Here is an 11065-nt window from a genome sequence, read left to right as displayed (position 1 = left end):
CATGACCTGTGTCTTGCGTCGAGCCCGAGTCGAGGATGCCGACGCGCTACCCGACATCGAGCGCTCGGCGGCCCGCCTGTTTGCCCAGGACCCCGACCTGGCCTGGCTGGTCGACGCAGCGGTGATCAGTGGCCCAGAGCATCGCCAGCGCATCGCAACTTGCCCGGTGTGGGTGGTCGAGGCGGCGGATAGGTGCATCGTCGGTTTTCTCAGCGCCGCTGTGACGGGCGGCCAGTTGCATATCGAGGAACTGTCGGTTGATCGTGAAGCTCAGGGCCAGGGTTTGGGTCGGCAGTTGTTGCAGGCGGCGATCGAGCACGCCCGGGACCAGCGGCTGCTGGCAGTGACCCTGACCACCTTCCGTGAATTGCCTTGGAACGAGCTGTTTTATCGGCGCAGTGGTTTTGTCACCCTGGATGCACAGCAGATCGATCCCCGCCTGCAGCAACTGCTGAATGAGGAAGCGGCCCACGGCCTGCCCCGCCATCGGCGCTGTGCCATGCGCCTGGACTTGCGTCCTTAGCGACAAACCGGGGTGCAGGGCTGCGCGCGGGGTGATTTAACTTCAACATTAATGAACTTAAAGCTCATTAATATGAATTTGTCAGGCTGCGAGTTGGCCGGCACACTGTGCCGGTTCCTCCCCCAAATGTTGGAACGCTTAAAGGGCTTGCTGGAGAACCAGCCAAGCCCTTCTTTTTGCCTGCCCTTTGCAATTGGACCGTCCTACCCATGTTCGCTCGCTGGATTCCCGCTGCCATCAACACCCGCCCTACCGAATGGAGCCGCGCTGCCATCGGCATGTCGCTGGGCACCCTGCTGAGTGTCTGGGCCTGCGCCCAGGTCTTCGGCATGCAGATTGCCCTGCACTTGATCGGCCCCCTGGGAGCGTCGGCAGTGCTGCTGTTTGCCGTGTCATCCGGTGCGCTGGCCCAGCCCTGGTCAATCATCGGTGGCTACCTGTGTGCCACCGTGATGGCGTTGCTGGTAGCTCATGTGCTGGGACGAACGCTGGCCAGTGCCTGCCTCGCGGCCGGCCTGGGCTTGATCCTGATGTGCTGGCTGCGTTGCCTGCACCCACCGGCCGGGGCCCTGGCGCTGCTGATGGTGCTGGCGGATCCGGCGACCATCGCCCTCGACTGGCAGGCACTCGCCCCGGTGATGCTGGGCGCATCGACCCTGCTGCTGAGCGCCCTGGGGTACAACAACCTGACGCGCATTCGTTACCCCAAGCGCCCCGCCGAACCGGTGCCAATGATCCCCGCCGACCACCCGCCCACCGACAGCCAGGCCATCAACGCCGAGGACCTGAAGGCGGCGCTGGCCGAGCTGGAGGCCTTCTTCGACGTCACCCCTGAAGACCTCGAACAGTTGATCCACGCCAGCGAGCGTCACGCCAAGCGTCGCAGCATCGGCCAGGTACTGAGCGGCCAAGGCTGATACAGCCCAGCGCTTGAGCGCTGATGCGTTTGTAGGAGCGAGCGCCCGCCTGCGGCTCGCTCCATCACAGAGCTCACATACAGCCACCAAAACCTGTAGGAGCGAGCCTGCTCGCGAGAAACCCGAGAGCGCCGCGTTGAATCAGGAGAGACGCGTCATCGTTGACGTCCATCGCGAGCAAGGCTCGCTCCTACAGTGCTGGCGGGCGGCATTCCGGCGTTTGCCAAAGTGACCCGCCGTTGGGCGGATAAACCCACAAACCCAGGATCAAAAGACCACAACCTCAGGACGAGGTCTTGACCATCGCCAGTTCGGGGTGGCTGACCAGTTTGTCGATGTGCAACTCCGGGTCGTCAAACCAGACTTCGGTCAGGACCCGATAGTGTTCCATGTCGCGACAACGCATGCGCAGGCTGTAGTCGAAGGCGCCGCTGATCAGTTGGCATTCCAGCACTTGCGGGCACGCCCTGACCTTGGCTTCAAAGGCCTTTTGCGCGGCGCGCCCACTCTGGTTCGACAGTGCTACCAGCACCAGCAATGACAAGCCAGGGGTCAGCTTTTTCTCGTCGAGAATCGCCCCATAGCCACGAATCACCCCCAGTTGTTCGAGCTTGCGCACCCGTTCAAGGCAGGGCCTGGGTGTCAGGTGCACGAGCTCGGAAAGCTTTTGATAAGTGATGCGCCCATCGTGGCGCAGCACCTCGATAATGGCCTGGTCGATACGATCAAGCACAATCGACAGATCGCGGATATCCGCCATGTACGTCTTGCCTCACTTCAACGGCCCGAGAGAAATTACTGCAAACGCTCGCTCTGACCGGCCGGTCGGGACCAGTTGCTGTCCCCTGCTCCTCGAGCCCGTTCCACGTCAAAACGTTTATCCAGATTTTCAACGCTGAACTTGTACAGGAAACACCCCTGGCCGCGCACCCCTGTCGACCTGAAACCTCTGATGCAGACGGTTGCAAATCGATGAGCAGAATGCCCACAGACGTAACCTTCGAGGTGTCGTTCAGGGCTGCGCAAACAGCATGGTTATGCTGGCGTCGGCCGATTCACAGCCGATTCTGTCGTGAATGCCCTATTCAGTTAAAAATATCGCCGACGGCCATTTCGATATTACAAAAATGCACACCGAACCTGCATTCATCCGGGTTGTACACGGCAAATTTGCACTGTTACGATCGACGATCGCCCGCGCCTGGGCATTTCCATAAAGAACAATAAAAGCAGGGAGTTACCGATGACTGCTGAGGTTTTATCTACGCAGGTAAAGGCCATGGATGCCACGCGCAACGAAGTCCTGGCCGAGGTGCGCAACCATATTGGCCACCTGACCCTCAATCGCCCCGCCGGCCTCAATGCCCTGACCCTGGACATGGTCCGCACCCTGCACCGCCAACTCGAGGCCTGGGCCCGGGATTCGCAGGTGCATGCCGTGGTGCTGCGCGGCGCCGGGGAAAAAGCCTTCTGTGCTGGCGGCGACATCCGTTCGCTGTATGACAGCTACCAAGCCGGCGACACCCTGCACGAAGATTTTTTCGTTGAGGAGTACGCCCTCGACCTGGCTATTCACCAATACCGCAAACCGGTCCTGGCACTGATGGACGGTTTTGTCCTGGGCGGCGGCATGGGCCTGGTGCAAGGCGCCGACCTGCGGCTGGTCACCGAACGCAGCCGCCTGGCGATGCCGGAAGTCGGTATCGGTTATTTCCCGGATGTCGGCGGCAGTTATTTCCTGCCGCGCATCCCGGGCGAGCTGGGGATCTACCTGGGGGTCAGCGGGGTACAGATTCGCGCCGCCGATGCACTGTATTGCGGCCTGGCCGACTGGTACCTGGCAAGTGAGCAACTGAGCGAGCTGGACCAGCGCCTGGATAACCTGCAGTGGCACGATACGCCGCTCAAGGACCTGCAAGGGCTGTTGGCCCAACTGGCGGTGCAGCACCTGCCCGCCCCCCCGCTGCGAGCCCTGCGCCCAGCCATTGACCACTTTTTCGCCCTGCCGGACGTGCCAAGCATCATCGAACAACTGCGCAGCGTGACCGTCGCCGACAGCCATCAGTGGGCCGTGGACACCGCCAACCTGCTGCAGACCCGCTCCCCGCTGGCGATGGCCGTGACCCTGGAAATGCTCCGCCGCGGCCGCGAACTGAGCCTGGAACGCTGCTTTGCCCTGGAGCTGCACCTGGACCGTCAATGGTTCGCCCGTGGCGACCTGATCGAGGGAGTACGCGCCTTGCTGATCGATAAAGACAAGAATCCACGCTGGAACCCTGCCACCGTCCAGGCCCTGGACGCCGAGCACGTGGCCAGTTTCTTCACAGGCTTTGAGCAGAGCGGGAGCTGATTCTCATGCACGATATCGAACTGAGCGAAGAACAAGTGATGATCCGCGACATGGCCCGGGACTTTGCCCGCGGCGAGATCGCGCCCCATGCCCAGGCCTGGGAAAAGGCTGGCTGGATCGACGACGCCCTGGTGGCGAAGATGGGTGAGTTGGGCCTGCTGGGCATGGTGGTACCTGAGGAATGGGGCGGCACTTATGTCGACTACGTTGCCTATGCCCTGGCAGTGGAGGAGATTTCCGCCGGCGACGGTGCAACCGGCGCCTTGATGAGCATCCACAACTCGGTGGGTTGCGGGCCGGTGTTGAACTACGGCACCGAGGCACAAAAACAGACCTGGCTGGCGGACCTGGCCAGCGGCCAGACCATCGGTTGCTTCTGCCTGACCGAACCTCAAGCCGGTTCCGAGGCGCATAACCTGCGTACCCGCGCCGAACTGCGCGATGGCCAGTGGGTGATCAACGGCGCCAAGCAGTTTGTCAGCAACGGCAAGCGGGCCAAGCTGGCGATCGTGTTTGCGGTGACCGACCCGCAGTTGGGCAAGAAAGGCCTGTCGGCGTTCCTGGTGCCCACCGACAACCCGGGCTTCATCGTTGACCGCAGCGAGCACAAGATGGGCATTCGGGCGTCCGACACCTGCGCGGTAACGCTCAACAACTGCGTCATCCCCGAAGCCAACCTGCTGGGTGAACGTGGCAAGGGCCTGGCGATTGCGCTGTCCAACCTCGAAGGTGGGCGCATCGGCATCGCTGCCCAGGCACTGGGCATTGCCCGCGCAGCCTTTGAAGCGGCCCTGGCCTACGCCCGCGACCGGGTGCAGTTCGACAAGCCAATCATCGAGCACCAGAGCATCGCCAACCTGTTGGCCGACATGCACACCCGGCTGAACGCCGCCCGCTTGTTGATCCTCCACGCCGCACGCCTGCGCAGCGCCGGCAAACCCTGCCTGTCGGAGGCCTCGCAAGCCAAGCTGTTTGCCTCGGAAATGGCCGAAAAGGTCTGCTCCTCGGCGATCCAGATTCACGGCGGTTATGGGTATCTGGAAGATTATCCGGTGGAACGCTACTACCGCGATGCGCGGATCACCCAGATCTACGAAGGCTCGAGCGAGATTCAGCGGATGGTGATTGCGCGGGAATTGAAGAACTACCTGCTGTGAAACCCTGAACGCATCGCGGGCAAGCCCGCTCCCACAAGCTCTTTAATGCTTTGTGGGAGCGGGCTTGCCCGCGATGGTGACCGTCAGAACCCAGGATTACTTACCGACAAACTCCGGCGCACGCTTGGCGATAAACGCCGCCATGCCTTCTTTCTGGTCCTGGGTGGCGAACGCCGCGTGAAATACCCGGCGTTCAAAACGCACGCCTTCGGACAGGCTGACTTCGAAGGCGCGGTTCACGCTCTCCTTGGTCATCATGGCAATCGGCAGCGACTTGCTGGCGATCAGGGTCGCGACTTTCAACGCTTCATCCAGCAGCTCATCCGACGGCACGATGCGCGCCACGATGCCACAACGCTCGGCTTCCACCGCGTCGATCAGGCGACCGCTGAGGCACATTTCCATGGCCTTGGCCTTGCCCACCGCGCGGGTCAGGCGCTGGGTGCCACCCATGCCCGGCAGGACGCCGAGGTTGATTTCCGGCTGACCGAATTTGGCGTTGTCGCCAGCCAGGATGAAGTCGCACATCAACGCCAGCTCACAACCGCCACCCAGGGCAAAACCGTTGACGGCGGCGATGATCGGCTTGCGGCGGTTGGCCACCCGATCACTGTCGCTGAACAGGTCGTCCAGGTAGATCTGCGGGTAGGTCAGCTCGGCCATTTCCTTGATGTCGGCACCGGCGGCGAAGGCTTTCTTCGAACCGGTCAGGACGATGCAGCCGATCTGCGGGTCGGCTTCCAGGCCGTCCAGCGCATGGTTCAGTTCACTGACAATCTGCGCGTTGAGGGCGTTCAATGCCTGGGGGCGATTGAGGGTGATCAGGCCCACGCGGCCCTGGATTTCCAACAAAATCGTTTCGTAACTCATGCAAGGTTTCCTTGTTCAAAGATTGCGCGAAATGACCATGCGCTGGATATCGCTGGTGCCTTCGTAGATCTGGCACACCCGCACATCGCGGTAGATACGCTCCAGCGGGAAGTCGCTCAGATAACCGTAACCGCCGAGGGTTTGCAAGGCGGACGAACAGACCTTCTCGGCCATTTCCGAGGCAAACAGCTTGGCCATCGACGCTTCCACCAGTGCGGTCTTGCCGCTGTCACGCAGGGCGGCGGCGTAGTGCACCATCTGCCGGGCGACGGCGATCTGCGTGGCCATGTCGGCCAGGCGGAAGGCCACGGCCTGATGCTCGATGATCGGCTTGCCGAAGCTTTCGCGCTCGCGGGCGTAATCACGGGCAGCTTCGAACGCGGCGCGCGCCATGCCCACCGACTGCGAGGCGATCCCGACCCGGCCGCCTTCGAGGTTGGCCAGGGCAATACGGTAGCCTTCGCCCTCCTCCCCCAACCGATTGGCCACGGGCACCTTGACGTCTTCGAACAGGATCTGGCAGGTGTCGGAGGCGTGCTGGCCGAGCTTGTCCTCGACCCGGGCAACCTTGTAGCCAGGCGAATCGGTGGGCACGATAAAGGCACTGATCCCACGCTTTCCGGCGCTCGGATCGGTCACCGCAAACACAATCACCACCCCGGCGTTCTGCCCGGAGGTAATGAACTGTTTGCAGCCGTTGAGCACATAGTGGTCGCCATTGAGGCGGGCGCGGGTTTTCAGGCCACTGGCATCGGAGCCGGCCTGGGGTTCGGTCAAGGCAAAAGCGCCGAGCATCGCCCCGCTGGCCAGTGGCGTGAGGAAGCGCGCCTTCTGCTCGTCGGTGCCGTACTTGAGGATGGGTACACAGCCGACCGAGTTGTGCACGCTCATGATCGTCGAGCAAGAACCATCGCCGGCAGCGATTTCTTCCAGGGCCATGGCGTACGCCAGGTAACCGGTGTCGCAGCCGCCCCACTGTTCGGGAACCAGCATGCCGAAGAAACCCAGCTCGGCCATTTGCGCAATGGCTTCCTTGGGGAAACGGTGTTCGCGATCCCACTCGGCGGCGAACGGTTTTAAACGTTCCTGGGCAAACTGCCGGGCCGCGTCGCTGATCTGTAGTTGTTCGTCATTGGGCAGCATAGGGAATCCTTAATCCAGGCATTCAACGGCCATGGCCGTGGCTTCGCCGCCGCCGATGCAGATGGCAGCCACACCCCGCTTCAGGCCTTTGCGGCGCAGGGCAGAGAGCAGCGTGACCAGGATCCGCGCGCCCGAAGCACCAATCGGATGACCCAGGGCGCAGGCGCCGCCGTGCACGTTGACCTTGCTGTGGGGGATTTCCAGCTTGGTCATGGTGACCAGACTGACCACCGCAAAGGCTTCGTTGATTTCGAACAGATCGACTTGATCCAGCGACCAGCCGGTTTTTTTCATCAGCTTCTTGATCGCGCCCACCGGAGCTACTGGAAACAATCCCGGAGTATCGGCAAACGCGGCGTGGCCATGAATCACCGCCAGTGGCTTGAGACCGCGTTTTTGCGCCTCGCTGCGACGCATCAGGACCAAGGCCGCGGCGCCATCGGAAATCGAGCTGGAGTTGGCAGCGGTCACTGTACCGCCCGCGCGGAACGCCGGTTTAAGGCTGGCGATCTTGTCCAGCTTGGCCTTGGGCGGTTGCTCGTCGTCGGTGATGGTCTTCTGCTCTTTGCCGACTGTGACCTGCAGCGGGACGATTTCGGCGGTGAAGCTGCCGTCCAGGATGGCCTGCTGGGCGCGGGTGGTCGACGCGATGGCGAAGGCGTCCTGGGCCTCGCGGCTGAAGCCGTGTTCCTGCGCGCAATCCTCGGCAAAGGTGCCCATCAGGCGGCCCTTGTCGTAGGCGTCTTCCAGGCCGTCGAGGAACATATGATCGATCACGCTGCCGTGGCCCATGCGGTAGCCGCTACGGGCGCGGTCCAGCAGGTACGGAGCGTTGGACATGCTTTCCATGCCGCCGGCCACCACCACCTCGGCACTGCCGGCCAACAACATGTCGTGGGCCAGGATCGCCGCCTCCATGCCCGAACCGCACATCTTGTTCAGGGTGGTGCAACGGGTCGACTTGTCCAGGCCGGCGCCCAATGCTGCCTGGCGTGCCGGGGCCTGGCCGAGACCGGCAGGCAGTACACAGCCGAACAACACTTCTTCCACGGCATCGCTGGCCAGGCCCGCGCGCTCGACCGCCGCACGAATGGCGGCGGCGCCCAGTTGTGGCGCAGTCAGGCTCTTGAGGTCACCCTGAAAACCGCCCATGGGGGTGCGGACAGCGCTGACAATGACAATCGGATCGTTGTGAGTGGTCATGTTCATGACTCCTTATTTAGCGGCCATGCGCAAGGCACCGTCGAGACGGATCACCTCACCGTTGAGCATGCTGTTTTCTATGATATGCCTGACCAGCGCCGCGTACTCGCAAGGTTTGCCCAGGCGTGGCGGGAATGGCACGCCGGCGGCCAGCGAGTCGCGAACTTCCTGGGTCATGCCGGCCATCATCGGGGTTTCGAAGATACCCGGGGCAATGGTCATCACACGGATGCCGAAGCGTGCCAGCTCACGGGCGGCCGGCAAGGTCAGGCTGGCAATCGCGCCTTTGGATGCGGCATAGGCGGCCTGGCCGATCTGGCCGTCGAAGGCGGCCGCCGAAGCGGTGTTGATGATCACTCCCCGCTCGCCGTCCGCGTCTGGGGTGGCCTGGGCAATCGCCTCGGCTGCCAGGCGCAGCATGTTGAAGCTGCCGATCAGGTTGACGTTGATCACCTGGCTGAAACTGCTCAGGGCGTGCGGACCGTTTTTGCCAAGGATCTTTTCGCCCCGCACGATCCCGGCACAATTGACCAGGCCGTTGAGCCCGCCAAACGCCGCAACCGTGGCCTGCACCGCAGCCTGTGCGGCGTCTTCGTTGCTGATGTCGGCGACCACGCTGTGGGCCCCGAGGCGCTCGGCCTGCGCCGCGACCGCCGCGGCGTTCATGTCCACCAGCATCACCTTGGCGCCAGCGGCGACCAGCAGTTCAGCGGTGGCCGCACCCAGCCCCGACGCACCGCCGGTGACGATAAAAACCTTGTTTTCGATCTGCATCGTTGTTTCCTTGAATTCAAGCCTTGTTGACCGCGGCCTCTTGAGCCTTGGCGATTTCCTGGTTGCGCAAGATAAAGCGCTGCAATTTGCCGCTTGGGGTTTTCGGCAAGTCGCTGACAAATTCGATTTCACGGGGATAGGAGTGCGCGGCCAGGCGCTTGCGCACATGTTGGCGCAACTCTTCGGCCAGTTCCGGCGACGCCAGGTACTGGCTAGCGAGCACGACGAAGGCCTTGACCAGTTCGGTGCGCTCCGGGTCGGGTTTGCCGACCACCGCCGCCTCGATCACCGCCGGGTGCTCGATCAGCGCGCTTTCAACGTCGAACGGACCGACCCGGTAACCCGAGGTGGTGATTACGTCATCGCTGCGACCGACGAAGCTGATGCTGCCGTCCGGGTTCAACTCGACCGTGTCGCCGCTCAGGTAGTAGTCGCCGACAAAGGCCTTGGTCGGCGCACCGTCGTAGCCGGGGAACCAGCACATCGGCGACTGGCTGCGATCGATCGCCAGGATCCCTGGCTGGCCGACGGACAATTCGTTGTAGTTGTCGTCCAGCACCACAATGCGGTGGCCGGGCGATGCAAAACCGGCAGCACCGACATGCACCGGATGCTCGAGGCCGTGGTGATTGCACAGGACCATGCCCAGCTCGGTCTGGCCATAATGGTCGTGGATCACTACGCCGAGGTTATCGGCAAACCAGCGGATCACTTCCGGGTTCAGCGGTTCGCCGGCGCTGCTGACGATACGCAGCTTGCCTTTGATGCTGCGGGCGAACTCGTCGCCGCCGGCAATCAGCAGGCGGTAGGCGGTAGGCGAGCCGGTGAGGTTGGTGATCCCGTACTTGTTGATCACCCGGCAAGTGCTTTCCAGGGTAAACGGGCCGTCGTAGAACGTGATCGGGTGCCCCATGCCCAACGGGCCGGCCACACCAAAGTAGATGCCATAGGCCCAACCGGGATCGGCGACGTTCCAGAAGGCGTCTTCCGGGCGCAGGTCCACGGCGTCGCGGGTGTAGCTCTGGAAGGCGACAAGGGCCTTGAGCGGCACGTACAAGGCTTTCGACGGGCCAGTGGTGCCCGAGGTGAACATCAGCAGGAACGGGTCTTCACCGCTGAGCAACACCGGTTCGCACTGGTTGGAATGATTGGCCAGTTCCGCCCAGAAACTGAAGTCGCCGCGGACCAGGCCCTGGCCCTTGGCACCGGTGACCGTGACGATGGTCGGGCACTCGGGCACTTCGCTGAGTTTGGGTCGGTTCGCCGCATCGGTCACCACCACGGCCGCGCCGGAAGTGCCCAGGCGATGTTCCAGGGCCTTGGGGCCGAAGGCGGTGAACAATGGCTGATAGACCGCGCCAATGCGCCAGGTGGCGAGCACTACGATCAAGAGTTCGACGTTGCGCGGCAACAGGCCAGCGACTTTGTCGCCCTGCTTCACGCCCTGGGACTTGAGGAAGTTGGCGAAACGCGCGGCCTTGTCCTGCAGGTCGCTGAAGGTATAGGTCGCGCTGGCGCCGTCGCGCCCCTCCCAGAACAAGGCAATGCGCCCCGGCAATGCGTGGCGGTCGCAGCACTCGACACAGGCGTTGAGGGCCGTCAGCGAACCATGAAGTGCCGCATCGACCGTGTGCTGATAGTTGAACTGTGAAGTCGCAGACAGGTAATCGCGCATTGCCAGAATCCCTTGGTGTTTTTATTGGGTTGGGGGAACCTACAAAATCCTCGAAATACTCGCTCCACGGGCGGCGCGGGACAATGGTCAAAGCCATCAAGTTGCTTGACTGCTTTGGCCAAGGGGGCGTATCTGTGAGCCGACCCTAATGTTGGATTAGGCCGAGTGCATATCCATTTCTTCGGTAACGGCCTCCTATGGTTCCGCTTTTACAGCGGCTCACTTTTGGAGGAGCCCAAAAGTAAGCAAAAGGCTCTTGCCCCACCACTCGGCACCTCGCTTAGGCTCGGTGTGCCCTCACTCCGGCTTGAATCCGTGGGCCGCCGCCACGCGCCATCCATGGCGCGGGGCGGCTAACCCGGCGTCCTGCCGGGTTACCCACGGCTTCAAGCCTGCGTTCGGCCAGCGTGCTTAACGGGGCGCCCAGGATCAAAAGCCAGAGCCAGAGCCAGA

The 11065-nt window shown here is 62.6% G+C and carries 10 protein-coding genes; 4 read left to right on the top strand and 6 right to left on the bottom strand.

The features are described 5' to 3' along the window. Position 1 precedes the first annotated feature (1 nt). Complete coding sequence (locus CKW24_RS25795; RefSeq protein WP_095171487.1) at positions 2-523, top strand: GNAT family N-acetyltransferase; 522 nt, start codon at positions 2-4, stop codon at positions 521-523. Between the two features lie 209 nt (positions 524-732). Continuing rightward, positions 733-1440, top strand: coding sequence for an HPP family protein (locus CKW24_RS25790; protein WP_095171486.1), 708 nt, complete (start codon positions 733-735; stop codon positions 1438-1440). Between the two features lie 283 nt (positions 1441-1723). Here CKW24_RS25790 and CKW24_RS25785 read toward each other — a convergent pair whose 3' ends face one another. Then, the gene (locus CKW24_RS25785) at positions 1724-2200 is read right to left on the bottom strand and encodes an Lrp/AsnC family transcriptional regulator (RefSeq protein ID WP_095171484.1); all 477 of its coding nucleotides are present in this window, start codon (positions 2198-2200) and stop codon (positions 1724-1726) included. 483 nt (positions 2201-2683) lie between these two features. On the opposite strand from CKW24_RS25785, the gene CKW24_RS25780 reads away from it, so the two are divergent. Both CKW24_RS25780 and CKW24_RS25775 read left to right on the top strand, forming a co-directional pair. Continuing rightward, complete coding sequence (locus CKW24_RS25780) at positions 2684-3790, top strand: enoyl-CoA hydratase/isomerase family protein (protein WP_095171482.1); 1107 nt, start codon at positions 2684-2686, stop codon at positions 3788-3790. A gap of 5 nt (positions 3791-3795) precedes the next feature. Next, the gene (locus tag CKW24_RS25775; protein WP_095171480.1) at positions 3796-4947 is read left to right on the top strand and encodes an acyl-CoA dehydrogenase family protein; all 1152 of its coding nucleotides are present in this window, start codon (positions 3796-3798) and stop codon (positions 4945-4947) included. Between the two features lie 96 nt (positions 4948-5043). On the opposite strand, the gene CKW24_RS25770 is transcribed toward CKW24_RS25775, so the two are convergent. Genes CKW24_RS25770 through CKW24_RS25750 form a run of 5 tightly spaced genes read right to left on the bottom strand, consistent with a single transcriptional unit; the run spans position 5044 to position 10612 of the window. Continuing rightward, entirely contained in the window at positions 5044-5817 is a 774-nt protein-coding gene (locus CKW24_RS25770; RefSeq protein WP_095171478.1) for an enoyl-CoA hydratase, read from the bottom strand. A 15-nt stretch (positions 5818-5832) separates the two neighbouring features. After that, positions 5833-6960 (bottom strand): acyl-CoA dehydrogenase, encoded by a 1128-nt coding sequence (locus tag CKW24_RS25765; RefSeq protein WP_095171476.1) that lies wholly within the window; start codon positions 6958-6960, stop codon positions 5833-5835. A 9-nt stretch (positions 6961-6969) separates the two neighbouring features. Then, entirely contained in the window at positions 6970-8163 is a 1194-nt protein-coding gene (locus CKW24_RS25760; RefSeq protein ID WP_095171474.1) for an acetyl-CoA C-acyltransferase, read from the bottom strand. 12 nt (positions 8164-8175) lie between these two features. Next, a complete protein-coding gene (locus CKW24_RS25755) occupies positions 8176-8937 on the bottom strand; it encodes an SDR family NAD(P)-dependent oxidoreductase (protein WP_095171473.1) in 762 nt (253 codons plus the stop codon). 16 nt (positions 8938-8953) lie between these two features. Next, the gene (locus tag CKW24_RS25750) at positions 8954-10612 is read right to left on the bottom strand and encodes an AMP-binding protein (RefSeq protein WP_095171471.1); all 1659 of its coding nucleotides are present in this window, start codon (positions 10610-10612) and stop codon (positions 8954-8956) included. Positions 10613-11065 lie beyond the last annotated feature (453 nt).

The organism is Pseudomonas sp. Irchel 3H3 (assembly GCF_900187635.1).
Taxonomy (GTDB): Bacteria; Pseudomonadota; Gammaproteobacteria; order Pseudomonadales; family Pseudomonadaceae; genus Aquipseudomonas.
This window is presented reverse-complemented; position numbering and strand designations above follow the sequence as displayed.

What these genes read in the sequence shown, in the direction of transcription:
- CKW24_RS25795 (WP_095171487.1), top strand. Translation starts at nt 2, where the DNA reads ATGACCTGTGTCTTGCGTCGAGCCCGAGTCGAGGATGCCGACGCGCTA.
- CKW24_RS25790 (WP_095171486.1), top strand. Translation starts at nt 733, where the DNA reads ATGTTCGCTCGCTGGATTCCCGCTGCCATCAACACCCGCCCTACCGAA.
- CKW24_RS25785 (WP_095171484.1), bottom strand. Translation starts at nt 2,200, where the DNA reads ATGGCGGATATCCGCGATCTGTCGATTGTGCTTGATCGTATCGACCAG.
- CKW24_RS25780 (WP_095171482.1), top strand. Translation starts at nt 2,684, where the DNA reads ATGACTGCTGAGGTTTTATCTACGCAGGTAAAGGCCATGGATGCCACG.
- CKW24_RS25775 (WP_095171480.1), top strand. Translation starts at nt 3,796, where the DNA reads ATGCACGATATCGAACTGAGCGAAGAACAAGTGATGATCCGCGACATG.
- CKW24_RS25770 (WP_095171478.1), bottom strand. Translation starts at nt 5,817, where the DNA reads ATGAGTTACGAAACGATTTTGTTGGAAATCCAGGGCCGCGTGGGCCTG.
- CKW24_RS25765 (WP_095171476.1), bottom strand. Translation starts at nt 6,960, where the DNA reads ATGCTGCCCAATGACGAACAACTACAGATCAGCGACGCGGCCCGGCAG.
- CKW24_RS25760 (WP_095171474.1), bottom strand. Translation starts at nt 8,163, where the DNA reads ATGACCACTCACAACGATCCGATTGTCATTGTCAGCGCTGTCCGCACC.
- CKW24_RS25755 (WP_095171473.1), bottom strand. Translation starts at nt 8,937, where the DNA reads ATGCAGATCGAAAACAAGGTTTTTATCGTCACCGGCGGTGCGTCGGGG.
- CKW24_RS25750 (WP_095171471.1), bottom strand. Translation starts at nt 10,612, where the DNA reads ATGCGCGATTACCTGTCTGCGACTTCACAGTTCAACTATCAGCACACG.